General features: G+C 71.9%; 23 protein-coding genes, 1 tRNA gene and 1 pseudogene. 13 read left to right on the plus strand and 12 right to left on the minus strand.

The window, feature by feature from the left end; translation table 11 throughout:
- Positions 1-75 precede the first annotated feature (75 nt).
- The 6 genes from glk to LHA35_RS00145 all read left to right on the plus strand — a co-directional run bounded on the left by glk (position 76) and on the right by LHA35_RS00145 (position 5,263).
- A complete protein-coding gene (glk, locus tag LHA35_RS00125) occupies positions 76-1,002 on the plus strand; it encodes a glucokinase (RefSeq protein ID WP_226602954.1) in 927 nt (308 codons plus the stop codon).
- Positions 1,003-1,165: 163 nt separating this feature from the next.
- A complete protein-coding gene (locus LHA35_RS00130) occupies positions 1,166-1,669 on the plus strand; it encodes a winged helix-turn-helix transcriptional regulator (protein ID WP_226602955.1) in 504 nt (167 codons plus the stop codon).
- On the plus strand, positions 1,662-3,104 hold the full coding sequence (locus LHA35_RS00135) for an MATE family efflux transporter (RefSeq protein WP_226602956.1): 1,443 nt from the start codon (positions 1,662-1,664) through the stop codon (positions 3,102-3,104). Before LHA35_RS00130 ends, LHA35_RS00135 begins: the two co-directional genes overlap by 8 nt.
- A gap of 58 nt (positions 3,105-3,162) precedes the next feature.
- The gene (locus LHA35_RS00140; protein WP_226602958.1) at positions 3,163-4,158 is read left to right on the plus strand and encodes a 2OG-Fe(II) oxygenase; all 996 of its coding nucleotides are present in this window, start codon (positions 3,163-3,165) and stop codon (positions 4,156-4,158) included.
- Between the two features lie 10 nt (positions 4,159-4,168).
- Positions 4,169-4,300, plus strand: a complete 132-nt coding sequence (locus LHA35_RS28530) for a hypothetical protein (protein WP_264185093.1) — start codon at positions 4,169-4,171, stop codon at positions 4,298-4,300.
- A gap of 30 nt (positions 4,301-4,330) precedes the next feature.
- A complete protein-coding gene (locus tag LHA35_RS00145; RefSeq protein WP_226602960.1) occupies positions 4,331-5,263 on the plus strand; it encodes a 3-hydroxyacyl-CoA dehydrogenase family protein in 933 nt (310 codons plus the stop codon).
- A 100-nt stretch (positions 5,264-5,363) separates the two neighbouring features.
- Here the strand turns inward: LHA35_RS00145 and LHA35_RS00150 are convergent, their stop codons facing one another.
- On the minus strand, positions 5,364-6,041 hold the full coding sequence (locus tag LHA35_RS00150; protein WP_226602962.1) for a methyltransferase family protein: 678 nt from the start codon (positions 6,039-6,041) through the stop codon (positions 5,364-5,366).
- Positions 6,042-6,100: 59 nt separating this feature from the next.
- Positions 6,101-7,795: an acyl-CoA dehydrogenase family protein gene (locus tag LHA35_RS00155; RefSeq protein WP_226602964.1), complete on the minus strand. Its 1,695-nt coding sequence runs from the start codon at positions 7,793-7,795 to the stop codon at positions 6,101-6,103.
- A 113-nt stretch (positions 7,796-7,908) separates the two neighbouring features.
- Between LHA35_RS00155 and LHA35_RS00160 the strand changes: the two genes are divergently transcribed.
- On the plus strand, positions 7,909-8,850 hold the full coding sequence (locus LHA35_RS00160; RefSeq protein WP_226602967.1) for an SMP-30/gluconolactonase/LRE family protein: 942 nt from the start codon (positions 7,909-7,911) through the stop codon (positions 8,848-8,850).
- 273 nt (positions 8,851-9,123) lie between these two features.
- On the opposite strand, the gene LHA35_RS00165 is transcribed toward LHA35_RS00160, so the two are convergent.
- The 6 genes from LHA35_RS00165 to LHA35_RS00190 all read right to left on the minus strand — a co-directional run bounded on the left by LHA35_RS00165 (position 9,124) and on the right by LHA35_RS00190 (position 15,107).
- A protein-coding gene (locus tag LHA35_RS00165; protein WP_226602970.1) for an IS630 family transposase occupies positions 9,124-10,088 on the minus strand; the annotation gives its coding sequence in 2 pieces (ribosomal slippage) (positions 9,124-9,732 and positions 9,735-10,088; 963 coding nt in all).
- Positions 10,089-10,196: 108 nt separating this feature from the next.
- Positions 10,197-11,288 (minus strand): ACR3 family arsenite efflux transporter, encoded by a 1,092-nt coding sequence (gene arsB / locus LHA35_RS00170; RefSeq protein ID WP_226602975.1) that lies wholly within the window; start codon positions 11,286-11,288, stop codon positions 10,197-10,199.
- 236 nt (positions 11,289-11,524) lie between these two features.
- Positions 11,525-11,821, minus strand: a complete 297-nt coding sequence (locus LHA35_RS00175; RefSeq protein WP_226602977.1) for an ArsR/SmtB family transcription factor — start codon at positions 11,819-11,821, stop codon at positions 11,525-11,527.
- A 188-nt stretch (positions 11,822-12,009) separates the two neighbouring features.
- Positions 12,010-13,104, minus strand: coding sequence for an MFS transporter (locus LHA35_RS00180; RefSeq protein WP_338050834.1), 1,095 nt, complete (start codon positions 13,102-13,104; stop codon positions 12,010-12,012).
- A 106-nt stretch (positions 13,105-13,210) separates the two neighbouring features.
- Complete coding sequence (locus LHA35_RS00185) at positions 13,211-14,602, minus strand: FAD-dependent oxidoreductase (protein WP_226602981.1); 1,392 nt, start codon at positions 14,600-14,602, stop codon at positions 13,211-13,213.
- A gap of 64 nt (positions 14,603-14,666) precedes the next feature.
- On the minus strand, positions 14,667-15,107 hold the full coding sequence (locus LHA35_RS00190) for a PadR family transcriptional regulator (RefSeq protein WP_226602982.1): 441 nt from the start codon (positions 15,105-15,107) through the stop codon (positions 14,667-14,669).
- Positions 15,108-15,347: 240 nt separating this feature from the next.
- Between LHA35_RS00190 and LHA35_RS00195 the strand changes: the two genes are divergently transcribed.
- The 5 genes and pseudogenes from LHA35_RS00195 (at position 15,348) to LHA35_RS00215 (ending at position 21,039) form a co-directional block, all read left to right on the plus strand.
- A tRNA-Leu gene (locus LHA35_RS00195) sits at positions 15,348-15,430 on the plus strand.
- 567 nt (positions 15,431-15,997) lie between these two features.
- A pseudogene (locus LHA35_RS00200) lies at positions 15,998-17,059 on the plus strand (TRAP transporter substrate-binding protein).
- Between the two features lie 75 nt (positions 17,060-17,134).
- On the plus strand, positions 17,135-17,698 hold the full coding sequence (locus LHA35_RS00205) for a TRAP transporter small permease subunit (protein ID WP_226602984.1): 564 nt from the start codon (positions 17,135-17,137) through the stop codon (positions 17,696-17,698).
- Between the two features lie 87 nt (positions 17,699-17,785).
- Positions 17,786-19,123: a TRAP transporter large permease gene (locus LHA35_RS00210; protein WP_226602986.1), complete on the plus strand. Its 1,338-nt coding sequence runs from the start codon at positions 17,786-17,788 to the stop codon at positions 19,121-19,123.
- Between the two features lie 965 nt (positions 19,124-20,088).
- A complete protein-coding gene (locus tag LHA35_RS00215) occupies positions 20,089-21,039 on the plus strand; it encodes a glycosyltransferase (protein WP_226602988.1) in 951 nt (316 codons plus the stop codon).
- Between the two features lie 385 nt (positions 21,040-21,424).
- Here LHA35_RS00215 and LHA35_RS00220 read toward each other — a convergent pair whose 3' ends face one another.
- The 4 genes from LHA35_RS00220 to LHA35_RS00235 form a co-directional block, all read right to left on the minus strand.
- Positions 21,425-21,985 carry a NifU family protein gene (locus tag LHA35_RS00220; protein ID WP_226602991.1) on the minus strand — a complete coding sequence of 187 codons (561 nt, stop codon included), beginning with the start codon at positions 21,983-21,985 and terminating at the stop codon, positions 21,425-21,427.
- Between the two features lie 188 nt (positions 21,986-22,173).
- A complete protein-coding gene (locus LHA35_RS00225; protein ID WP_226602993.1) occupies positions 22,174-22,677 on the minus strand; it encodes a universal stress protein in 504 nt (167 codons plus the stop codon).
- On the minus strand, positions 22,677-23,417 hold the full coding sequence (locus LHA35_RS00230; protein WP_226602996.1) for a TIGR02186 family protein: 741 nt from the start codon (positions 23,415-23,417) through the stop codon (positions 22,677-22,679). The genes LHA35_RS00225 and LHA35_RS00230 overlap by 1 nt, the downstream gene beginning before the upstream one ends.
- Positions 23,418-23,506: 89 nt before the next feature.
- Complete coding sequence (locus LHA35_RS00235) at positions 23,507-24,415, minus strand: sulfite exporter TauE/SafE family protein (protein ID WP_226602997.1); 909 nt, start codon at positions 24,413-24,415, stop codon at positions 23,507-23,509.
- A gap of 206 nt (positions 24,416-24,621) precedes the next feature.
- On the opposite strand from LHA35_RS00235, the gene LHA35_RS00240 reads away from it, so the two are divergent.
- Positions 24,622-25,536 (plus strand): hypothetical protein, encoded by a 915-nt coding sequence (locus LHA35_RS00240; protein WP_226603000.1) that lies wholly within the window; start codon positions 24,622-24,624, stop codon positions 25,534-25,536.
- Positions 25,537-25,614 lie beyond the last annotated feature (78 nt).

The following is a 25,614-nucleotide window of genomic DNA, read 5'->3' on the forward strand; positions in this document are numbered from 1 at the left end:
CACTTCTGGTTTCCAAAGGTCTTTCGGCCCAGGCCGGGGTGGCCTGGAGGGGCGGCGTCCCTCCAGATTGGTGGGATGACGATGCTCCTCGCCGATATCGGTGGCACCAATGCCCGCTTCGCCCTGCTGGAGGGCGAGTCCTACACGCCGCCGGTGAACCTGCCGCTGTCCGGCTTCACCGGCATCATCGCCGCCATCGCGGACTTCCTCGGCGGCCGCCCGCCGCCGGCCGCCGCGGTGCTGGCCGTCGCCGGCCCGGTGCAGCAGAACCGCGTGACGCTGACCAACCGGGACTGGGTGGTGGACGGCGCCGAGATCGCCGCCGCGCTCGGCATCGGCCGGGTGCGGGTGGTGAATGATTTCGCCGCCTTCTCCTGGTCCCTGCCGCACCTTTCCGGCGCCGACCTCCATCCGCTCGGCGGCGGCACCGGCGCGCCGGGGGAGCCCATGGCGGTGCTTGGCCCCGGCACCGGCCTCGGCGTCGGCGCCTTCCTGCCGCCGGACCGGGTGCTGGTGACGGAGGGCGGCCATGCCAGCCTCGCCGCGCATGACGCGCGGGAGGCGGCGGTGGTGGAATGGCTGCGCGCCCGGCACGGCCATGTCTCGGCCGAGCGGCTGCTCTCCGGCCAGGGGATCGAGAACATCCATGCCGCGCTCAGCGCCCTCGACGACGTGGCGACGGAGCCGCTGGAGGCGGCGACCATCACGGCGCGCGGCCTTTCGGGGGAATGCCGGACCTGCCGGGAGGCGCTGGAGATGTTCTGCGCCCAGCTCGGCAGCGTCGCGGGCGACCTGGCGCTGCTCTACGGCGCCAGGGGCGGCGTGTACGTGGCCGGCGGCATCTGCCCGCGCTTCCCGGAATTCCTCGCCGCCTCCCGCTTCCGGGCGCGGTTCGAGGCCAAGGGACGGTTCCGGGACTGGCTGGCGCCGATCCCGGCGCATCTGATCATGCGGCCGGACGCGGCCATGCTGGGGCTGGCGGCCCTGGCCCGGCAGGGCTGACGCCGCTCCGCCCTCACGGCCCGGCCGGGAAGCAGCGTTGCGGAGCGAGCCTGGCGCCCCGGCAGGCGCCATCCCGCGGGGCTGGCGGGCGTGCGGCGGAAAAGCTTGCATCCTGCAAGCCGGAATGCTTGCATGACGCAAGCCAACAAGGACACGTCCATCCATGGGCCGCACCGACTTCACCCGGATGCGCTGCCCCGTCGCCCGCTCCATGGCGGTGCTCGGGGAACGCTGGGCCATGCTGGTCCTGCGGGAGGCCTTCTACGGCACCACCCGCTTCGACGCGTTCGAGCAGAATCTCGGCATCGCCCCCAACATCCTCTCGGCCCGCCTCAGGGAGCTGACCGAGCATGGCCTGCTGGAGAGGGTCCCCCTCTCCGAAACCAGGGGGGCAGGGGCGCGGCACGAATACCGGCTGACCGAGAAGGGCCGCGACTTCTTCCCGGCCTATCTCGCCCTCAAGGCCTGGGCCGATCGCTGGATGACCGGGCCGGAAGGACCGCCGGTGGTGCTGGAGGAAGCCGCGACCGGCCGGCCGGTGCAGGCCCCGCCGGTGCTCTCCTCCGCCGGCACGCCGCTGCGGCCGGAGGATATCCGGGTGCTGCCCGGCCCCGGCGCCGGCCAGGCCACCCGCGCGCGCTTCGGCGGGGACGCCGAGCATGGCTGACGGCCTCGCCCCCGCCGCGACGCTCGCGCCGCCGCCCGCCGCGCCGCCGCTCCCGACGCTGCTGCGCCGCGTCCTGACGCTGGCCGCCCCGACCACGCTGGTCGCCGCGGTGCAGTCGCTCTGCCAGCTCGTGGAGCCCTGGCTGGCGGCGCGGCAGGGCACGGCGGCGCTGGCCGGCTGGGCAGTGGTGCTGCCCTTCGCCCTGCTGCTGCAGCAGATGTCCACCGGTGCCATGGGCGGCGGGGTGGTGTCCGCCATCGCCCGCGCCCTCGGCGCCAACCGGCGGGAGGAAGCCTCGGCGCTGGTTCTCCATGCCGTGGTCATCGCCCTCGGCTTCGGCCTGGTCTATGCCGTGCTGCTGGCCGGCTTCCCGCGGGAGATCCTCGGCCTGATCGGCGGGGCGGAGGCGGCCGAGGCCGCCGCCGCCTATTGCGCCTGGCTGTTCGGCGCGGGCGCCATCCCGGCCTGGCTGGCCAATACCCTGGCTTCCGTCCTGCGCGGCGGGGGGCGGCATGCGCTCGCCTCCCGCGTGCTGCTCATCGCCTGGCTCGGCTATGTCCCGCTGGCCTGGGCGCTGATGGAGCCGGCCGGCCTCGGCCTGGCGGGGGCCGGCATCGCCTTCGCCCTGGTGATGACGGCGGCGACGGCCGGCATGGCGGCGGTGGTGCTGGCGGGCGGGGCGGGCTTCCGGCCGACGTTCCGTGTGCCGCTCGCCTCCGATCGCGGAGGGCCAGGGGCCCGGAGCGTGAATCGGTGGCGCCTTCCTCTCGAACGGGCGCTCTTCGGCCGCATCCTCTCGGTCGGGCTGATCGCCTGCGTCATGGCGACCATCGCCAACCTGACGACGATCCTGGTCACCGCCCGCATCGCGCAGCATGGCGCGGCGGCGGTCGCGGCCTATGGCGTCTCGGCCCGGCTGGAATTCCTGATGGTGCCGCTGGCTTTCGGCGTCGGCTCGGCGCTGACGGCGCTGGTCGGCCGCGCGGTCGGCGCGGGGGACTGGGTGACGGCGCGGCGCACCGCCTGGGCCGGGGCGCTGATGGCGCTGGCGGTCACGGCGGGCGTCGGCGTCTTCGTCGCCCTCTTCCCCGGCATGACGGCGGCCGCCTTCAGCAGCGACCCCGCGGTGGTGGCGATCGCGACCCAGGCGCTGGCCATCATCGGCTGGGCGCTGCCGGGCTTCGGGGTCGGCATGGCGCTCTATTTCGCCTCGATGGGGGCGGGGCGGATGCGCTGGCCGGTGGCGGCGGCGCTGTCGCGCATCCTGCTCGCGGTCGGCGGCGGCTGGGTGCTGTCGGACCTGCTGGGCTTCGGCCTGACGGGGCAGTTCGTCGCGGTCGCGCTCGGCATCACCGCCTATGGCACCATCACGGCGGCGGCGGTGCGGCCGGGCATCTGGTCCGCGCCGCGGGCGGCAAGGCAGGGCAACCTTTGATTGAATTTTCGTCATCCCGTCTTTAGATCGCGGTGATCCTCCCCAGGGGTTCCCCGCCATGTCGGCCACCGCCCTCGACATCCAGCCGCCCCTGCCCGGCGAGCCGGTACCGTGGTTCCACGCCGCCTCCGCCGGCAATCCGCGCTACAGCTTCGCCTCCGTCGCCGGCCGCTACGTGCTGCTGGCCTTCGTCGGCCCTGCCGGGGGGCCGGCGGCCGCCGCGGCGGCCGCCGCCATGGAGCCGCTGCGGGCGGAGGGGCTGCTGGATGACCAACGGGGCTGCGGCTTCCTCGTGACCCTTGGGCCGCGCAACGGCCAGGAACCGCCGGACCGCATCCCGGGCTTCCGCGTGCTGGCCGATGCGGAGGGCGCGGCGTACCGCGCCTATGGGCTGCTCAGGCCGGACCCGCAGGGCGGCGCTCCGCTCATTGCGGAGGCGGCCTTCCTGCTCGACCCGATGCTGCGGGTCATCGCCATGGCGCCGCTGCCGCGGATCGGCGAATTGGCCGGGCGGCTGCGCCACCTGCCGCCGCCGGAACTGCATGCCGGGCAGGAGACGCCGGCCCCGGTGCTGCTGCTGCCGAGGGTCTTCGAGCCGGAGTTCTGCCGCCACCTGATCGCCCTCTATGAGCGGCAGGGCGGGCAGGACAGCGGCTTCATGGTGGAGCGGGACGGCAAGACCATTGGCGTCTACGACCACAGCCGGAAGCGGCGTGCCGACTGCCAGATCGAGGATCCGGCGCTGCAGGCGGCGATCCGCGCCCGTCTCGGGCGCAGGCTGGTGCCGGAGATCCGCAAGGCCTTCCAGTTCGAGGCGACCCGGATCGAGCGCTACATCATCGCCTGCTACGAGGCCGCGACGGCCGGGCATTTCCGCGCGCATCGCGACAACACCACGGCCGGCACCGCGCACCGGCGCTTCGCCGTCTCGATCAACCTCAACGACGATTTCGAGGGCGGCGAGCTGTGGTTCCCGGAATTCGGCCCGCGCCGCTACCGCCCGCCCGCGGGCGGGGCCGTGGTCTTCTCCTGCTCCCTGCTCCCTGCTGCATGAGGCGACGCCGGTGACGCGCGGCACGCGCTTTGCCGTGCTGCCCTTCCTCTATGACGAGGCGGCGGCGAAGATCCGGGTGGCCAATCTGGGCTCCGTGGTCCTGCCGGCGGCGCCCCTCGCCAGCAAGGCCGCGGCGGAATAGGGTTCCGGGGCCAGCACGAGGAACGCCCCGATGCCCCCGGAACCCGCCAAGGGACATGCCGCCATCATCGGCTTCGGCCTGATGGGTTGCGACATCGCCGCCATCTTCCTGGCCGGCGGCTGGCGCGTGACGGCGGTGGAGCCCGACCGCGCGAGCTGGCCGGCGCGGCTCGACCGCGTCGCCCTCTCCCTCTCCCAGCTCGGCGCGCCGGCGGCGCGCGTGGATGCGCTGGACCTGGTCGCCTCGCTCGAGGATGTCGGCTTCTCGGATGCCGATGTGGTGGTGGAGGCGGTGCCGGAGAAGCTGGCGCTGAAGCGCCAGGTCTTCGCCGAGCTGGACCGGCTGGTGCCGCCGGGCGTCCCGGTGGCCAGCAATGCCTCCGGCTTCCGCATCACCGATATCGCCGAGGGCTGCGCGACGCAGGGGCGCATGGCGAACCTGCACTTCTTCCTGCCGGCGCACCTGGTGCCGGGCGTGGAGGTGGTGAAGGGCGAGCATACCGAGGATGCCGCCTGCGAGCGCCTCGCGGAGATCATGGCGAGCCTCGGCCGCGTGCCGATCCGCGTCGCCCGCGACGTGCCGGGCTTCCTGGCGAACCGCATCCAGCACGCAATGGTGCGGGAAGCCTTCAACGCCATCGACGAGGGGCTGGCGAGCCCGGAGGACGTGGACAAGGCGGTGCGCTTCACCTTCGGCATGCGGATCATGGGCGCCGGGCCGATCCTGCAGAAGGAGCTGGCGGGGCTGGAGACGCAGCTCGCCGCCGCCAGCACGATCTATCCCTCCCTGACCAACCGCACCACGCCGGGCCCGACCATCACGCGGCTGGTGCAGGAAGGGAAGCTCGGCGCCAAGACCGGCGAAGGCTTCTGGCACTGGACGCCGGAGAGCACGAAGGCGGCGCGGGAGAAGTACGAGCGGATGCTGCTCGCCGCGCTCGAGCTGCTGCGGCGGGAGGGGTGAGCAAGGGGCGCATCAGGCCCCCGCCTGCCGCCCCGCGGCCGTCCGCGCGACCGGTGGGGCAGCAGGTTTCTGGCCGGAGCGGGGGACCCGGGCGCGGCGCTCACCAGAGCCCGGGCACGAAGCGGTGGCGGACGCGCTGCGCATAGGCCGCGTAGCCTGGCAGGCCCTGGCGCAGCGCCTGCTCCTCCCAGCGGGTGCGGAGGGCGAGGAGGCCGACGAAGACCGGGACGGCCAGCAGGCCGAGCGGGCTGCCGAGGAAGAGTGGAATGCCGAGAAAGAGGGGCAGCGCGCCGGCATACATGGGGTGCCGGACATAGGCGTAGGGGCCCGTGTCGATCACGCGGTGGCCTCGGTCCCGCTGCAGCCGCAGGGCGGGGGAGGCGAAGCTGTTGGCGGCGAAGGTCCAGGCGATCAGGGCGTGGCCGGCCAGCAGCAGCAGCGCGCCGAGCGCATGCAGCGCGAATGGCAGCCCGGCGAAGCCGCGCGCGGCGGCATCGGCGCCCATGGCGTGGAGCCAGGCGAACCAGAGCAGGCCGAGGGCGAGCAGCAGCAGCTTGTCATGCCCTGGCTGGTCGGCATGGATGGGCAGCGTCATGCGCTCCCGCAGCAGGGCGGGATCGCGCCGCAGCAGCCAGAGGCCCATGGCGAGGCTGCCGGTGCCGAGGATGGCGAGGAAGGCGATGCCCGCCGGCCAGCGCGCTGTGCCCGCGCCGGCGAGGAGCGCCATGCCCTGCAAGGCGAGCATGCTGGCTGTCTGGAGGATGAGCCGGAGGAGCATGGCGCCTGGAGCAACTCACGGAAACGGCGGGCCTGCAGGGGGATGCGTCCCCCTGTATCTCAGACGGCCAGGACCCTGGAAAGCAGCTCGTCGGTGACGGGTTCGTCGCTGTCCGCCAGCGGGTCCTTCGGCAGGACGCGATGCGTGAGGACGAGCCTCGCCAGATCGAGGCGCGCGGTATCCCCCAGCCGCGCCGCCTCCCAGGCCATGGCGGCGGCGCTGGTGAGGTGGTAGAGCGCGCTCGCCGCTTGCCGCGCCAGCGCCGGGTTCTCCTGCGCCCGCGCCGTGAGCGCCGCGGCGCGGTCGAGGAGCGGCAGCGCCTCCGGCAGGCGCTCGCCATTCCCCAGCAGCGCCGCGACATGGGCGCGCAGCACGGGCAGCGAGCCTTCGCGCTGCGCGGCGCGCAGCACGTCCAGCGCCACGATGTTGCTGGTGCCTTCCCAGATGCTGCCGAGATGGCTGTCGCGCAGCAGGCGCGGGTCGGCCCATTCCTCGATGTAGCCGCAGCCGCCGCGCACCTCCATGGCGTCGCCCGTCACCTTGCGGGCGTCGCGGCACGCCCGGAATTTCAGCAGCGGCGTCAGGATGCGGAGCAGGGGATAGGCGCCTTCCTCCCCGGCATCGCTGCGGCGCAGCGCTTCCGCCGCCTGGAAGACCATGCTGCGCGCCTGCTCCATCGGCAGCACCAGCTTGAGGAGCTGCCGGCGCATCAGCGGCATCTCGATCAGCCGCCGGCCGAAGGCGATGCGATGGCGGGCGACGAACATCGCCTCGGTCACCGCGCGGCGCATCAGCCCCGCGGCGCGCATGCCGTTGGAGAGGCGGGAGGCGTTGACCATGTCCGCCATCTGCCGGAAGCCCGCCTCCGGCTCGCCGACCAGGAAGGCCGCCGCACCCTCCAGCCGCACCTCGCCGCTCGCCATGCTTTTCGTGCCCAGCTTGTCCTTCAGCCGCACGATCCGGTAGCTGTTGCGCGTGCCGTCCGGCAGGTCGCGCGGCAGCAGGAAGAGCGAGACGCCGCGCATGCCGGAAACACCCTTGCGGCGCGCCAGCACCAGCGCCATGCCGCAATCGGGATTGCTGCAGAACCACTTGTCGCCCGAAAGGCGCCAGCCGCCGTCCGCCGCCTCCTCGGCCAGCACGGAGGTCGCGGCGATGTCCGAGCCCGCGCCCTGTTCCGTCATGAACATCGCGCCCTGGCGCAGCGCATCCAGGTCGGTCGCGGTCAGGGCGGGCAGGTAGCGCGCGACCAGGCCCGGCTCGCCGAAGCGGCGCAGCGTGCGGGCCAGCGCATCGGTCATCGACAGCGGGCAGCACAGGCCGAATTCCGCCTGCACGAAGAGATAGGTGAGCGCGTATTTCGCCACCGGCGGCATGGGCGCCGGCCATCCCAGCACCCCGCCGCGATGCGACATGGCGGCCAGGCCGTATTCCGCGAAGGCGATCCGCTCCATCTCCCGATAGGCCGGGTGATAGTCGATGGCCTGCCGGTCCTCCCCGCGCCGGGTGCGCTGGCGCAGCACCGGCGGGTTGCGGTCCGCGATCCCGGCCAGCTCATCCAGCCTGTCCCCGGCCAGCGCCCCCATGCGGTCCAGATGCGGCGAGAGATGCGCCAGCAGGTCGGGCGGCAGGTAGAGGCCGAGCAGCGGTGCCGCCCAGGGATCGGCGCGCCAGAGATTCAGGCCGCGGCTGTCCGGTACCGCCTCGGCGCCCGCCGGCGGCGCGGCGGGGGGCTCCGTTGCGCGGATATGCATGGCCGGTCTCCTCCCTCTTGCCCGCATGCTAGCGCCGCCCCGGCCGGGAGGGCGAGGCTTGACCCCGCCCGCCAGCCCGGCAGGATCGGCCCAACCACGGAGAGGAAACGCGCATGACCTGGCAGCCCAGCGAACGCTACCCGGACCCGTCCATCGTCGCGCTCGACCCCAGCTTCCGGAAATACCACCTGGCCCTCTCGGCGGTGGAGAAGCTCTGGACCGGCAGCCGCTGGGGGGAAGGGCCGGTCTGGCTGGGCGATGCCCGCTGCCTGCTCTGGTCCGACATCCCGAACAACCGCGTCCTGAAATGGGAGGAGGAGACGGGCGCGGTCTCCGTCTGGCGCAAGCCCTCCAACAACGCCAACGGCCATACGCGGGACCGGCAGGGCCGCATCATCGCCTGCGAGCATGCCGGGCGGCGCGTGGTGCGCTTCGAGTATGACGGCGCCATCACCGTCCTCGCCGACAGCTACCAGGGCAAGCGGCTGAACAGCCCGAACGACGTGGTGGTGAAGAGCGACGGCAGCATCTGGTTCACCGACCCGCCCTTCGGCACCTATGCCTTCTATGAGGGCATCAAGTGCCAGGCCGAGCTGCCGCACACGCATGTCTATCGCGTGGACGGCCAGACCGGCGAGATCACGCTGGTGGCGGATGACATCGACCACCCGAACGGCCTGGCCTTCAGCCCGGATGAGAGCATCCTCTATGTCATCGAGAGCCGGAGCGAGCCGCGCAACATCCTGGCCTATGACGTGGCGGGCGGCACGAAGCTTGCGAAGCGCCGCGTCTTCTATGCCTGCCGGCCGGGCGAGACGCCGGACGGCTTCCGCGTGGACGTGGACGGCAATCTCTGGTGCGGCTGGGGCATGACGGCGGAGCATGACGGCGTGCGCGTCATCGATGCCGGGGGCACGCCGATCGGGCATATCCACCTGCCGGAGCGCTGCGCCAATGTCTGCTTCGGCGGCCGCAACCGGAACCGGCTGTTCATGACGGCGGCGCAGTCGCTCTTCTCGCTCTATGTGAACACCCAGGGCGTGGCGGGGGGCTGAGCGGCCGCACGCGGCCGGCCCCGCGCGCCCTGCCAGCCGGAGAGGGCGCGGGGCCGGTGCTCCGGGCATGCCTGCAAGCGGCCCCCGCCGGAGCGGATACCGCGCGAGGCCGGCGGTGGCGCGTGTCATACCGTCCCGCATACATGCTGGCACATTTATGTGGCCTCAGTCGCCGGCGCCGCCTCCGGCGGCTTGGCTACGCGCCATAAGGCGCGGCGCCCATCCGGGCGCTCAGCCGCCTGCGGCGGCTGCAGGTCAGGATTTAGAGCGTTTTCACATCATCTGTGGATAGCCTGAGTATGCGATGTAGTTGGCGCACTCGGCTGCTGAGAAGCGGCCGAGGCTCTGGCCGATGGTGTTCCAGAGGGTCTCGACGTCGCGAGGCGCGGCGGTCCGGACGAGGTTCTTGAGCTTGGCGAAGACCTGCTCGATCGGGTTCAGGTCGGGCGAGTAGGGCGGCAGGAAGCGGAGCTCGGCGCCGCGCGCCTCGATGGCGGCGCGCACGCCAGGCGCCTTGTGGCATTGCAGGTTGTCGCAGACGACGATGTCACCGGGCGAGAGCGTGGGCGCCAGGTGCTGCTCGACATAGGCGCGGAAGGTGACGCCGTTCATCGGATGGTCGAGGACGAGCGGTGCGACGATGCCGCCCAGGCGCAGCCCGGCAACGAGGGTCGAGGTCTTCCAGTGGCCGTGCGGCACGGCGGCAACGAGGCGTTTGCCACGCGGGCTGCGCCCTTGGCGCCGGGCCATGTTGGTGCTGAAGCCGCTCTCGTCGAGGAAGACGAGGCGGGCCGGGTTCAAGCCGGGCTGGGCGTCGCGCCACCTGGCGCGGGCTGCGGCGACGTCGGCGCGCTCCTGCTCCGCCGCATGCTGCGACTTTTTTTGAGCGTCCAGCCCAGGCGGTCCAGGCCGTTCCATAGCGCGCCCACGCTGATGCTCACCCCGCGCGTCTCGAACAGCCAGCGCCGCAGCTCGGCCAGCGTCGCGTCGGGGTTGGCGCGCAGATGCGCAAGAAGCGCCGCCTCGTAGCCGGACAGCACCGGCTGGCGCTGTCGGCCGCCGCGGGCCGAGGGCGCCGTCTCGCCCGTCGCTGCCCGCCGCTCCAGCGCCTTGTAGATGTAGGAGATGCTCACCCGGAACAGCGGGGCTGCTTCGCGCACACGCAGACCGCCATCCACCGCCGCCAGCACACGATCCCGCAGATCCTGCGAATACGCTTGGCCCGATCGCCAAACCATGGCCGCCTCCGGTCCGATCACCGGAGCCCGATGAATCACACATCCGCCCCGCGCCGGAAGCCCCAATCGCGATTCCGGTCGGAGTGAAATGGCTCTAGCGGGCGCGTGTCAGGCCTTCTCCTCGCGCGTGCCCCTCATCCGGCCGCGGGCAGCGGCTTCGCTGTCGGCCGCCGGGAACCAGGCGCTGGTGCGGTTGGCAAAGGCGACCAGCGAGAGCATCACCGGCACCTCGACGAGCACGCCGACCACGGTCACCAGCGCCGCACCGGAGTTCAGCCCGAACAGGCCGATGGCGACGGCGACCGCGAGCTCGAAGAAGTTGGAGGTGCCGATCAGCGCGCAGGGGGCGGCGACATTGAAGGGCACGCGCCAGAGATAGGCCGCGCCATATGCCAGCGCGAAGATGCCGTAGGACTGGATCAGCAGCGGCACCGCGATCAGCGCGATCAGCAGGGGTTGCTCCAGGATGACGCGCCCCTGGAAGCCGAACAGCAGCACGACGGTCGCCAGCAGCCCGAGCACCGAGAGCGGCTTGATGCGGCCCGTGAAGCGCTGGACCTCCGCTTCCGCCGAGACGCCCGGCCCGACCCGCCCCGTGAGATGAAGCCGCGTCACGACACCCGCGGCGAGCGGGATGACCACATAGAGCAGGACGGAAAGCAGCAGCGTCTCCCACGGCACGGCGATGTCGGTCACGCCGAGCAGCAGGGCGACGATCGGCGCGAAGGCGAAGATCATCACCACGTCGTTGAGCGAGACCTGCACCAGCGTGTAATTGGCGTCGCCGCGCGTCATCTGGGACCAGACGAAGACCATCGCGGTGCAGGGCGCCGCGCCCAGCAGGATGAGGCCGGCGATGTACTGCCCCGCATCCGCCGGGTCGATCAGCCCGGCGAAGACGTGCTCGAAGAACAGCACGCCGAGGGCCGCCATGGTGAAGGGCTTCACCAGCCAGTTGACCACCAGCGTGATCACCAGGCCCTTCGGGCGCTCATGGACCCGGCGGAGGCTGGAGAAGTCCACCGCGACCATCATCGGGTAGACCATGAACCAGATGAGCACCGCGACGACGAAGTTGACGGAGCCATACTCGAGATCGGCAAGCAGCCGGAACAGGCCCGGGAAGAGGCTGCCGAGCGTGATGCCCGCGGCGATGCAGAGGGCGACCCAGAGCGAGAGGTAGCGTTCGAAGGAGGACATGCGGCCCGGCTTTCCGGTGGTTTGAAGCGGTGAGGACAGCGGATGGCGTCGGGAACCGAACGCCATCCGCCATAGGCCATTGGTTGCGGAGCAGAGTCCCGCCTGTGGGCGTTCACGCCCGCCTGCGACCTGCCCTACAGCGGATTGCGTTCAAAAATGAACGCCAATCCGCTGCAGGCCATTGTCCGTAGAGCAGATTCACGCTGCGGGGCGTTCACGCCCCTCCGCGATCTGCTCTAGAGCGCGGCCACCAGCGCCTTGAAATGCGCCAGCCCGTCGCGGCTCAGGCGGTAGCAGATGCGCGGCCCATCCACCTCGCCCTCCACCAGCCCCGCTGCCTTGAGGATGCGGAGGTGTTCGGAGACGGTGGACTGGGCGAGTTCCAGATCGGCGACGATGTCGCAGCCGATGCAGCCCTCCCGCCGCGCCAGCAGCCGCAGCACGCGGACCCTCGCGGGGTGTGCCAGGGCCTTTGCCAGTGTCGCGAGTTCCTCGTCAGCAGCGAGCGGCTGCGGGGCGGTGCGCTTGCTCACGTCCTTGCATCGCCTCTTCGTAAATCGTCGAAGGACGATATATATGGTGGCGCGGCGCGGGGCAAGGGATCCGCAGGATGGCCGGTTGCTGCGCAGCGGGGCGCGGCGGGCGATGGATAGGCGCCACGGCGCATATGCCTCGGGGCGGATGATCGGGCCGGGCGCCTGACCCGGCGCGCCCCGGCGGGTCACCCGTGGACGGGTCCCGATGGCGCGGGCCGCAGGACGAGGAGCGCGGCGCAGGCCGCGAGCGACAGCGCCGTGGTGACCAGCAGGGCGGCCCCGACCCCGGCGCCTTCCAGCAGCAGGCCGAAGACGAAGGGCGAGGCCGCCTGGAGCAGCCGTGCCGGCGCGGCCAGCAGGCCCTGTCGCGCGCCATAGCCGGCCGGCCCGAAGACGGCGAGGGGCAGCGTTCCCTTGGCGATCGTCAGCACGCCGTTGCCCATGCCGTGCAGCACCGCGAAGGCCGCGGCCCCCGGCCCGCCGAAGGCCACCAGCGCGATCGCGCCCAGCGGATGCCCGATCGTCGCCAGCCGCGCCGAGACCAGCGGGTGGAAGCGCCGGAGCAGCCCGAACTCGGCAACCCGCGCGGCGACCTGCGCCGGCCCGACAAGGGCCGCCGCGGCGACGGCACCGGCCGTGCTGGCGCCGGCGGCCTGCAGCATGGCCGGCAGGTGCGCCGCCATGGCGCCGGTGACGAACCAGGTCGCCGAGAAGACGAAGGCCAGCAGCGGCATCGCGAAGCGCGGCGGCGGCGGGCCCGCGACGGCAGCGGCGCTGCCGCGCTCGGGCGGTGGCGCCGGCGGCACCAGGAGGCGGTTCAGCGGCAGGCCGAGCAGGAGGTGAAGCCCCGCCCAGGCGAGGCAGGCCCCGCGCCAGCCGAAGGCCTCCTCCATCAGAGCGGAGAGCGGCCATCCGACCGTGCTGGCGAAGCCGGCGATCAGGGTGATCCCGGTGATGGGCCCGCGGGCCGCCCGCCCGTAGAGGCCGGCGAGCGTGGCGAAGGCGGCGTCATAGAGGCCCATCGCCATGCCGATGCCGAGCACCAGCCAGGCGGCCGCCATGCTGGCCGGCCCCTGGGCGAGCCCGAGGCCCGCGAGGCCGGCTGCGAGCACCAGGTTGGAGGCGGTGAGCACCCCGCGCCCGCCCCGGGCGTCGATCGCGCGGCCCACCATCGGGCCGAGCAGGGCCGAGAGGACGAGCGCGGCGGAGAAGGCGCCGAACACCCAGGAGGCCGGGATGCCGAACTCCGTCGCCATCGGCGCGGCGAGGATCGCCGGCAGTTAGTAGGACGAGCCCCAGGACAGGGTCTGCGTCGTCCCCAGCGCGAGGACGACGCGGCGTGCCTCCGGCGGTGCCGCGGGCGCGGCGGCGGTCACGTGCCCCTCCTCAGCCGCAGCAGCCGCTGCCCCTCGGGGCGGGTGCCCTGGCCGGGCCGCAGCAGCTTCCGCCCGTGGCGGCCAGGGGCGCCAGCACCGGCGCCTCAGCGGCCGGGCCGCAGCAGGCGCTGGCCGCCCCGGCAGGTGTCCTGTCGGTCGAGCAGACGCCCGTCTCCGGCAGGACCAGCTCCACCCGCCGGGCTGCCTCGACATCGCCGGCGAGGAAGGCGGCGATGGAGCGCACCTGCTCATGGCCGGTGGCGAGCAGGAAGGTCGGCGCGCGGCCGTAGCTCTTCATGCCGGCGATGTAGAAGCCGCTGTCCGGATGGCGCAGCTCGGCCTCGCCATGCGGCCGGACGGTGCCGCAGGAATGCAGGTTCGGGTCGATCAGGGGCGCCAGCGCCGGCGTGGCCTCGACGGCGGGGTCGAGGGCGAGCCGCACCTCGCGCAGGAAGGAGAGGTCGGGCCGGAAGCCCGCCGCGACGATCATGCGGTCGGCGCGCAGCGTGGTCGCGCGCGCCTCCTGCCGGCCGGTCACCGCCAGTGCGCCGTCCTGCTCCGCGATGCGGTCAATCAGGAAGGGGGCGAGCGCCGTCACGGCGCCGGATTCCACGAGCGCCTGGGCGCGCGCGCCGAGTTCCCCGCGCTGCGCCAGGCCATCCTTCGCACCGCCGCCGAAATTCACCGCGGCGAGCGGCCGCCGGAAGGCCCAGAGGATGCGCGTGCCCGGGGCCGCCTTCGCCAGCTCGACCAGGTCGAGCACCGCGTTCATCGCGGAGTGGCCGGCGCCGACGACGAGCGTGGTCGCGCCGGCATAGGTGGCGCGCGCCGTCCCGAGCACATCGGGGATGCCATAGGCGATGCGCGCGGCGTGCTTCGTCTCGCCGGGCGCGGGCAGGCCATGCGCGCCGGCGGGGTTCGGCGCCTGCCAGGTGCCGGTGCAGTCGATCACGGCACGCGCCTCGATCGCCTGGATGCCGCAGCAGGTCTCGACATGCAGGATGAACGGCGCGGCATCACGGCTGCCGCCGTCATGCAGCCGGCCGCGATCCCGGCGCGCCACGCCCACCACCTTCGCGCCCGTGCGGATGCGGCCACGCAGCGCCGCCGTCGCGGCGAGCGGGGCGAGGTAGTCCGCCACCAGTTCGGCGCCGGTCGGGTAGTGGTCCGGGTTGGGCGCCGACCAGCCCTCGGCCTCCAGCAGCGCCCGGGCCGCAGCGTCGGTGTTGAATGCCCAGGGCGAGAACATCCGGACATGGCCCCAGGCGCGGACGGCGTGTCCGGCCTCCGGCCCCGCCTCCAGCACCAGCGGCTCGAGACCGCGGGCGAGGAGCTGTGCGGCCGCCGCGAGGCCGACGGGACCGCCGCCGATGACGGCGACGGGGAGGCTCGATCCGCTCATGATCCCACTCCTGGATGCATAGAGGCTTGAGGTATCGGGGCGTGGAAAGAGGCGCGCCGGGTGGTCATCGGCAGCACGCATTGTCGGCATCGCGCTTCTCGCGGGCGCGGTCGGCGGCCGCGAAGGCCCGGCCGGTGTCCTGCAGCGCCGCGGTCGCCTCCATCCAGGCATCGAGCGCGACGCGGAAGGCGGCGCGGCCGGCATCGGTCAGCGCATAGACCCGGCGCTGGCGCCCCTGCACCACCTCATCGGCAGCGGTGACGAAGCCCCCGGCCTCGAACTCCCGCAGCACGGGGTAGATCGTGCCCTCGGTCGGGGAGCAGCAGCCGCGCGTGGTCCGCTCGACCGAACGGGCGAGGTCGTAGCCGTGCATCGGCCCGTCATGCAGGACGCGCAGGATGAAGAATTTGGATAGGCCCATCTTGATCGTGCCCGCCCAGTAGTCCCTGGACGCGTAGTCCACGCGGGGCGGGACGGCAGCAGGCGCGGCAGGGGCCTTCGGCATGCAGGCGAGCGTATACATAGAGGGCCGATGCGTCAACCCCCTTGGCATGGGCGTGCCGGTGCCGCCTGCCCGAGGCGCCATGGCGGGGCGGCTTCTTCCGGCGGAGGAGCAGGCCCTTCCCCATGCAGTCCGGCCACGCGATCGGCAGCCGGAGGCCGGAGCGGATCGGGCGGGTGGACGGGTTGCCGGGGCGATGGGTATAGGACCCGCGCGCCGTGCCGCTCCCCGTGCCGCGTTCCCGCGGGCGTGCCGAAAGGGTAGCCGGTCGAGTCTTAAAAACTCGTGGGGGAAACCCCGTGCGGGTTCGAATCCCGCCGCCCGCATCCCGCCGAGGCCAAGCCTTCCACCCGTCCCCGTGGCATCCTTCGCCCGGCAGCATGGGCAAGGCGGCCTGACCGTCAGCTTCGGGATGGCCGTGTCGAGAGCTTCATCCGTCGCGGCGGCGATTGCCGCTCCGTGCCGCCCGGCATCGGTCGGGATGCGCCGATGCGTGGGCGGCGCGCGCGCCCGGTCATCCGTGTCTCCGCGCTGCTTCGTCGTTCACGGGCGATGAGTTGCGCATGCCGAAGCACGGGAAGCACGCTCTCCTTCCCCGCTTCCTCAAGCCCCGGCGCATTGCCCGAGGCAGGAGAGGGCGATCCATTTTCCCATCCCTGCGGTCCGTCCAGGCGGGAACTTGCTGGCCCCGAGGAGATGCTGCGGATGCGAAGGAACGCATCTTGCGCCTCCTGCGCCTCCTGCGCCTCTGGATGTCGGGCCGCGCCGGGGCGGTTGATTCGGCCGAACGCCCCAAGTAGCCTGCCAAGCAAGCCGGCCCGGCATTGAGGCTGGCAGGAATGGGAGGTTCAATCGTGCTCGGGAAGCTGTCTCGACTTCTTGTCGCATGCGGCGTGGCGCTGCTGGCCGTTGGTGCCACCGCCGCGCAGGCGCAGACCAAGCTGCGCTGCCAGTCGGCCTTCCCGCCGTCCGGCCTGTTCCATGAGAATGCAAAGTTCTTTGCGGAGCGGGTGAAGGCCCTCTCCGGCGGCAAGCTCGAGATCGAGATGCTGCCGGTCGGCGCGCTGGTCCCCGCCTTCGAGGTGCTCGACGCGACCCACCGCAGGATCATCGACTGCGCGCATTCCGCACCGGCCTATTGGGTGGGGCGCAACCGGGCCGCGACGCTGTTCGGCCCGGCGCCCGGCGGGCCCTTCGGCATGGACACGCTCGACTACCTCGGCTGGCTGAATGAAGGCGGCGGGCTGGCGCTCTACCAGGAATTCTATCGGGATGTCCTGCGGCGGAACGTGGTGCCTGTGCCGCTGACCGCCGCCTCGCCGCAGTCGCTCGGCTGGTTCAAGTCCGCCATATCGAGCTGGGAAGACCTCCGCGGGCGCAAGTGCCGCCAGACCGGCATCACCTCCGAGGTGTTCTCCCGGTCCGGGATGGCGACCGTCAACATGCCGGGCGCCGAGATCGTCCCTGCCGCCGAGCGCGGCGTCATCGACTGCGCCGAATGGGTAGGGCCGGCCGAGGACATGCAGATCGGCTTCCACACCATCTAGAAGCACTTCTATCTCACCTCGCTGCACGAGCCGGCCACGGTGCTGGAACTGCTGATCAACAGCGAGGCCTGGAACCGGCTGCCCAAGGAGCAGCAGGAGATCATCCGTACGGCGGCCCTCGAGGCGACGATCCAGGCGATGCTCACCACGCATGTGAAGAATGCGGCGGCAGTGGCCGAACTGCGCGAGAAGCACGGCGTGACGGTGCATCGCACGCCCGAGGACATCCTGCGCAAGACGCTGGAGGCCTGGGACCAAATCGCGGCGGATGAGGCGGCCAAGAACGCCTTCTTCAGGAAGGTCTATGAGTCGCAGCGCGGCTTCGCCTCCCGGGTGGTTGCCACGCGGCGTTTCACCCATCCCGAGTACAAGCTGGCAGCCGATCACTACTGGCCCGAGGCCCGGTAGCGCCGGAGGTCCGCGGGCGCCCGCGGCGGGCGCCCGCGCCAGGTTGGGGCGGCGCCGGCTGCGGGGGATTGCAGGGTGAGTGGTCGTATGCTGACGCCGTCGCGGGGCTATCTCCGCACGATCAGGACCATCGACAGGATCACGGAGGTCCTGGGATATGTCGTGGCCCTGCTGATCGTGCCCCTGGTGCTGGCCAACACGGTCGAGGTGATCATGCGTTACGTCTGGCGGCAGCCCACGGCCTGGGCCGCAGACGTCACGGTGATGTCCTATGGCGCGCTGTTCATGCTGGGCGCCGCCTACGCCCTGCGCAAGGGCGCGCATGTCAGGACCGACATGCTATGGGAGAAGTTCTCGGAGCGGAAGAAGGGGATCATCGACACCATCGCCTTCGTCCTGTTCTTCTTCCCGACGATGCTGATCCTCTTCCGGCTGTCGCTCGAGGAATTCCTCTATTCCTGGGAGATGGACGAGCGTTCGACGCTCTCCACCTGGCAGCCGATCATCTGGCCGTTGCGCGGGGCCATCCCGCTCGCGGCATTTCTGCTGATGCTCCAGGGCGTGTCCGAGTTGCTGAAGTCGTTCTGGGCCGCCCGCACCGGCGAGGCGCTGGACCACCACGAGAAGATCGAGATCTAGCGGGATGCGGGCCGCGGGAGGGATGACGGCGCAGGGCCCGTCATTCGCGCCCGAAGGGCCGACCGGGCCGGATATGGGGGGCGGATGATGACCTGGCAGGCTGGGCTTGGCCTCCTGATGCTGCTGTCGATGATCGGCGTGATCTTCATCGGCTTCCCGATCTCCTTCACGCTCCTCTTCATCGCCCTGCTCTTCGGCTCGATCGGGCTCGGATCCGATCTCACCTTCAATCTCGCCTATCTGCAGATCTGGGGCACGATGAAGGACGACATCCTTCCCGCCGTGCCGCTCTTCATCTTCATGGGGTTCATGACCGAGCAGGCCGGCCTCATGGCGAGGCTGTTCCTGGCCCTGCGCAACCTCTTCGCCCCGGTCCGCGGGGCGCTCTTCGTGACCGTGATCCTGACCGCGGCCATCTTCGCCATGGCGACCGGAATCGTCGGTGCGGCCGTCACCGTGCTCGGCATCATGGCGGGGCCTGTCATGGTGCGGGCGGGCTATGACGCGAAGCTCTCGGCCGGGGCGATCGCCGCGGGCGGCACGCTCGGCATCCTGATCCCGCCGAGCGTGATGCTCGTCGTCATGGGTCCGACCATGGGCGTGCCGGTGAACTTCCTCTACGCCGCCGCCCTCGGTCCCGGAATCCTGCTGGCCGCGATGTATGCGCTCTACTGCCTCGGCCGCAGCTTCCTCAATCCGGAACTCGGGCCGCCGGTGCCGCCGGCGGAGCGGGTGCGGGACCCGATGAAGATCATCGGCGAGGTGCTGGTCGGCGTCGTGCCCCTGAGCACGCTGATCGCCTTCACCCTCGGCACGATCCTGGCGGGCCTTGCGACCGCGACGGAGGCTGCGTCCTGCGGCGCGGCCGGCGCGACGCTGCTGGCGCTGCTCTATCGCAAGCTCACCTTGCAGTCCCTCAGGAACGCCGCCGTCGGGACCCTGCTCACCTCGAGCATGGTGCTGTTCCTGGCGGTGGCCTCGAACGTGTTCGGGGCGGTCTTCACCAGGCTCGGCGCCTCCGACCTGATCGCCAACGCCCTGCTGACCCTGCCGCTGCCGGATATGGGCAAGCTGCTGGTCGTGATGGTCCTCCTCTTCATTCTTGGCTGGCCCTTCGAATGGCCGGCCATCATCCTCGTCTTCCTGCCGATCTGCCTGCCCGTGGTCGAGAAGCTCGATCTCGGGCTGCCCCGGGCCGACCTGCTGATCTGGTTCGGGGCCCTGGTCGCGGTGAACCTGCAGACGGCCTTCCTCTCGCCACCGGTCGCCATGTCGGCCTACTACCTGAAGAATGTCATGCCGCAGTGGGGTCTCAGCACCATCTACAGGGGCATGTTCGAATTCATGTTCATCCAGGTGCTGTGCCTGCTGCTGTTGCTGCTCTGGCCGGAGGTTGCGTTGTGGCTCCCGCGGAGCTTGCGCTGACAGCAGCCGGTCCGTCCGGACGGGGCTGTTGCGCGGAGCGCCACGGATTGCAGACGGGCAGGATGGGCGGCCGCAGGGCGCGACTCGGATCAGGCCGGCGACAGGGGCCGCGCGAGTCGCGGGGCGTTACCCCCGGATTTCCGCACCTGCCCCGTCCTGACCATGCCAACGCCCCGGGGCCCGTCAGTTTTCGTCGCACCGCCCGGATGCTGCCGAAGCTGGGCCCGGAACTGGCCGGGCGTTCCGTGCGACGGCGGTCCTGTTCCGCCATGTCGCCGGGACATCCGGCCTGCCGTCGTCGGGCCCGCCCTCTTCCTTCATCTCCCTGACGGCGCCAGCGCGGGCCGACTTCCGGTCCACCGCGCGCTGCGGCTGCATCCAGCAGCCGTCCAGCCGGATGCAGGTTTCCGCGATCCTGCATGTTCCGCTGCGCAGGCGCGGGGGAATCCGGCCCCGCTTTCCGATCTCCAGCGCACAGGTCTGGATCCGGCGGAAGATGGTGGTGCGCGTGCACAGGGTGCCACGCCCCCAGCCTCGGCTCGAGATCGCCGTCGCTGATGGCGGACATGGGGCGCCAGCGGACCAAAAGCACAATAATCGCGGCAGTGAACTGCCGTCCGTGAAGCAGGGATCCCGCACCTCGCCGGCCGATGCACTGTCGCAGGACCGCAAGAGAGCCTCCGGGCAAGAGCAATCCCGGGTTGACCGTCACGGAAACTACCTGCATCCGTCATACGATTGTCGTGGACAATGGATTAACTGGCTGAAAGCGAGCCGGAGGCGGAGCATGGCACAGCGGAAGAACGTTCTGCTGATCGTGGTGGGCCGGCAGGGCAGGTTCATGCAGCGCCCCGGCGTTGCTCCCCTGCGCAGGCCGGGCCCTGATCGCCTCTGCCGGCATCGCGCGCCATGCGGCGATGGCGTCGCCACCGTCCCTGTCACGTCTCCAGACGTGTCCGGCTGAGATGCTGACGGTCGTCTTCGCCACCCGCAACCGCGCGGCCAGCCTGCCCCGCGTGCTGGAGGCTTTCGCCGCGCTGCATGCTCCCGTCGGTGGCTGGCGGCTGCTCATCGTCGACAATGGCAGCATGGATGCGACGGGAGCGGTGGTGCGATCCCGCGCGAGCCGCCTGCCGGTGACGCTGCTGCACTGTCAGGCGCCGGGCAAGAACCGTGCGCTCAATGCCGCCCTGCCGCATCTCGAAGGCGATCTCGCCGTCTTCACCGATGACGACGTGCTGCCGGAAGCGGACTGGCTGATCCGGCTGCGCGCGGCGGTGGACGCGCATCCCGAGGCCATGCTGTTCGGCGGAACGGTGCTGCCGGACTGGCCCGCGCCGATCCCGCCCTGGCTGTCGGAGGAGGTGGTCGAGTTCAGCGTCCTCTATGCCAAGAAGGAACGGCCGAGCGGACCCTGCGGCTTCGGCGACATCTTCGGCCCGAACATGGCCATCCGCCGCTCCGTCTTCGAAGCAGGCACGCGCTTCGCCGAGCATGTCGGGCCGGATGCCGCCAACCCGCTCTACGCCATGGGCAGCGAGACGGAATTGCTGCGACGGCTTGAGGCGCAAGGCCATCGCGGCTGGTTCGAGGCGAGCGCCCGCGTCCGCCACATCGTCCGGCCGGAACAGATCGAGGAGCGCTGGATCCTCGAGCGCGCCTTCCGCTACGGCATCGGCGAGGGGCGGAACCATGCCGGCGCGCTCTCCGCCGGGCGTCCACTCCTGACGGGTCTTCCCGCGCCGCTGCTGTCACGCATCCTCGCCTACCGCGTCGCGGCCTGGGGCGCGCGGCTGATGCCGCCCTCGCCAGGCCGGCTGCGCATCCGCTACCGCGAGCGCTGGCTGGCCGGTGTCGCCGCCGGGCGGCGGGCCTCCCCGGCGGCGACACCGGCCACAGCGGACACCAACCCCTGACGATGTCGCCCGGCCCGGCGCCCTCGGGTTCTGGCCGGCGGGATGGCCCTGCCCTGCCGGCCACAGGGCGGCCGGGCGCGCAAAGGCGCGTCGCAGCCACTGCCGCGACGCCAGGGCCCAGGGGACCGGCGGTGTTCGAGGCGGGACATGCGGCGGCATGTCCGCGCCAAGTGTCACGGGTGCCTCAGGCTGCCGGGATGGGAATGCCCGGCCGGCGCAAACGGCGCAGCAGCGGCGGATGCCTCATGCCGGCGGCATGAATCTTCCACTCATGCCGCGCGTCCGGATGCGCATCGCCGCCCGTGCAGCCTGGCCAGGCTTTCCGCCACGAACCGCCTGGTGATCGAGAGGGCCGTGGATGGGTCACCATCGACGGCCGTCGGTGTCAGGCCTCCACCTGCTCCACCGCCACCACCTCCGGCACGTAGTGCCGCAGCATGTTCTCCACGCCATGCTTCAGCGTGGCGCGGGAGGACGGGCAGCCCGAGCAGGCGCCCTGCAGGTGCAGCCGGACGATGCCGTCGCGGAAGCCGCGGAAGACGATGTCGCCGCCATCGCCGGCGACGGCCGGGCGGACGCGGGTGTCCAGCAGTTCCTTGATCTGCTCCACCACCTCGGCATCGGCGGGGTCGTAATCGCCCTCGCCATTCTCCTCCGCGCCCTCCAGCACCGGCAAGCCGGAGAGGAAATGGTCCGCAATGGCGGCGAGTACCTGGGCGCGCAGGTTCTGCCAGCCATGCGCCCCGTCCTCGGTCACGGTGATGAAATCATGGCCCAGGAAGACCCGGGCGACGCCCGGCAGGGCGAAGATGCGGGCGGCCAGCGGGCTGCGGGCCGCGGCCTCGGCGCTGGCGAAATCGGCGGTGCCGCGCTCACCCATCACCTCCTGGCCGGGAAGGAATTTCAGCGTCGCGGGGTTCGGGGTGCCTTCGGTCTCGATGAACATGGGTCCGGTCCTGGCCTGCGGATTTCCGGACCAAATTGGTCGGTTTTACCCCCCGGCGCAACCCGCGGGGGGCGCATGGCCGGCCTGTGGGTCATGCCAGCGGCCTGCGCGGAACGGTTGGGCCGGGCGTCCCTGGCCTCTCGAAGCCGCGGGGCGGGGCGGCGGTTTCGGCATCAACCGGCGTCGCCTCAGGTCACCCGTTCCAACTCCTTGTCGTCCAGCCCGCCGGGCACGATCGTCAGTGGCACCCGCAGCCGGCTGCCATGGCGCCCGGTCAGCGCCGTGATCAGCGGCCCGGGCCCGCCGCTGCCGGCCGCCGCCGAGGCCAGCACCAGGATCGAGATCCGCGGATCCTCCTCCAGCAGCGCCAGCAGCTCGTCGCGCGGTTCGCCTTCCCGGATCAGCAGGATCGGCATCCCGCCGGTGATCTCCTGCACCTGGGCGCCGAGGCCGGAGAGCAGCTTCTCCGCCTCCTCCCGCCGCTCCTCGGCCATCAGCACGCCGACGCCGGCCCATTCGATCATCGGCACGGGCTCGACCACCCGGAGCAGGGCGACCCGCCCGCCGCCGTTGCGGGCGCGCAGGCAGGCGTATTTCAGCGCCACCTCTCGCTCCGGACTGTCGTCCACCACCACCAGGAAGACGCGGTCCCGCTTGGCGGTCGCTGCCTTCTCCGCCGCGGTCTCGGCCATCAGCCCCTCCGGAACAGCACGCTGCCCAGCCACCCCGCCAGGGCGGCGAACAGGATGCAGACGACACCGTAGACCAGCGGCTGGTTCTGCGCGACGGTCGCGACGCGATCCGCCATGCCCACCCGGTCCACGCGGAATTCCAGTTCCTGCCGCGCCACGATCCGGCGGGAGCGGACCAGCAGCACCTCCACCCGGTAGTCGCCGGTGGGCACCGAGGCCGGCAGCGGCAACCGTACATGGAACAACCGGCTGCCGGCGATCTCGACCGGCTCGCTGTCCTCCAGCCACAGGCCGGATTTCCGTTCCAGGTCCAGCAGCGCGGCGCGGAAATTGGGGGAACGGGCGCCGGTGCTGGCGAGCGGCAGGGCATCGAGGCCGAGCGCGTTCCGCAGTCGCTCCTCCTCCGGCAGGATCTGCCAGGCCGGGCGGGTGCCGGAGACCACGTAGTAGCCGGGCACCCCGGAGAAGCGGGCGGAGGGGCCGTTCACCCAGATCACGCCGGCGACCGAGACCTTGCGGCGGACCACGATCGGCCGCGTCGGCCCGCGGGCGACCACGATCACCTCATCCCCGCCCGGGCCGATCGGCTGCTCCGTGCTGCCGAAGACGACGAGGGAAGCGCCGGTGAAGCCGGTGGTGACCTCAATATCCGTCCGCGACAGGGCGGCGACCAGCGGCAGTTCCTGCGCCAGGGCGCGCAGCGGCAGCGCCGGCAGCAGGAACAGCAGGCCGGCCAGCATCCGGGCGGGCCAGCGGGACCCGGGGCGGGCCGCGGCCCCGGCGCGCCCGATGGCCCCGCGGCACCGGGCGGCTGGCGGGGCCGCCGGCCTCACAGCGCCGGCCCGGTGCTGAACAGGTTCTCCGGCGGCCGCAGCAGGCCCCAGAGCAGGCTGAGCGCGACGCCGAGCACGAGCAGGCCGAGCAGCGCCCGCGTCTCCTCCCCCCGCAGCCGCGTGCCCATCTGGGCGCCGAATTGCGCCCCGGCCACGCCGCCCGCCAGCAGCAGCAGGGTCAGCAGCACGTCCACGGTGCCGAGCTGCACCGCCGCCAGCAGCGTCACATTGGCCGCGACGAAGACCACCTGGAAGAGCGAGGTGCCGATGACCACCGAGGTCGGCATGCCGAGCAGATAGATCATCGCCGGCACCAGCATGAAGCCGCCGCCGACGCCCATGACCGCCGAGAGCAGGCCGATGCCGGCCCCGATGAGGAAGGGCGGAATGACCGAGATGTAGAGGCGGGATTTCCGGAACCGCATCTTCAGCGGCAGGCCGTGCGCCCAGAAATGCTCGTGCAGCTTCCGGCGCGTGGCGGTGCGGCGGCGGAGGATCGCCTTCACGCTCTCCACCACCATCAACCCGCCGACCGTGCCGAGAACGACCACGTAGAAGAGCGAGACGGCCAGGTCGACCTGGCCCACCCGCCGGAGCAGGGCGAACAATTGCACGCCCGCAACCGAGCCGACGAACCCGCCCGCCAGCAGCACCGTGCCCATCCTCGCGTCCACATTGCCGCGCCGCCACTGCGCGATCAGGCCGGAGACCGAGGCGCCGAGGGTCTGGTTGGCGCCGGAGGCGACCGCGACCGGGGAGGGGATGCCGACGAGGATGAGCAGCGGCGTCAGCAGGAAGCCGCCGCCGACGCCGAACAGGCCGGAGAGCCAGCCCACGCCGAAGCCGATGCCCATGAGCAGGAAGGCATCCACCGACATCTCGGCGATCGGCAGATAGACCTGCATCGCGGGTTCCAGGCCAGCAGCGGGCGGGGGGCAAGCGGCATTTGGACCGCCCCTGTGGCATGAGCAAGGCAGAATCCGCACGCCCCCCGCATCGCGGCCACAGCGTGGCATGGTTGCCATGGTGGAGGCAGGTCCATGCCGCGGCACCGAACCATCCGGCAGGCGCGACGTTCAGCGATCGCAACCGGAACCGGGACTCTGAACCCATGCCTACGACGACCACGGGCGCCGCCGCCTACGGCACAGGCCTGCCGGAGGGCGCGCCCGCCCTCCCGCCCCGCATCTCCTGGGGCGCGGTCCTCGCCGGCGGCGTCGTCGCCGTCGCGGTCGGCACCATGCTGAACATCCTCGGCGCCGCGATCGGCGCCACCACCGTGGATGCCACCACGGGCGATACGCCCGCCGCCTCCAGCTTCGGCATCGCCACCGGCGTCTGGCTGTTGATCGCCAATACGATCGGCCTCGCAGTCGGCGGCTATGTCGCCGCCCGGCTGTCCGGCACCGCGGATGCGACCGACAGCGTGCTGCACGGCCTTTCGGTCTGGGCCATCGGCTTCCTGCTCTCGGCCGTGCTGCTCGGCAATGTCATCGCCGGCGCCACCAGCACCGCCATGCAGGGCGCGTCCTCCGTCCTCGGCGGCGTGGCGCAGGGCGCGGGGCAGGCAGCCTCCGCCGCGGCCGGCCCGGCCACCCAGGCGGCGCAGCAGCTGGACCCGCAGCAGCTGGTGGAGCGGGCGCAGACCGCGCTGCGCACCGGCGGCGAGCCGGCGCAGATGACCAGCGACCAACGCAACGCCGAGATCGCCCAGCTGCTGACCCGCCGGGTCACCGATGGCAACCTGGCGCAGGGCGACCGTGAGCGGCTGACCCGGCTGGTCTCGGCCGAGTACAACATCCCGCCCGAGGAAGCGCAGCGCCGGCTGAGTCAGGTGGAGCAGCAGGCGACCCAGACGCTGCAGGATGCCGAGCGGCGCGCCCGCGAGGCCGCCGATGCCACGGCCACCGCCGCCGCGGTCGCGGCCTACTGGATCTTCGCGGCCATGATCCTCGGCGCCGTCGCGGCGGTGCTGGGCGCGCGGATGGGGACGCGGAGCATGGAGGGGGTCCGCAGCTACGCATGACCTTCCGAGAGGGGCTTGCCCCTCCCGGAGACTCCCCACCGGGGGCCAGGTGGCCCCCGGACCCGGCCCGCTCCCGCC

Source organism: Roseicella aerolata, assembly GCF_020523605.1.
GTDB lineage: Bacteria > Pseudomonadota > Alphaproteobacteria > Acetobacterales > Acetobacteraceae > Paracraurococcus > Paracraurococcus aerolatus.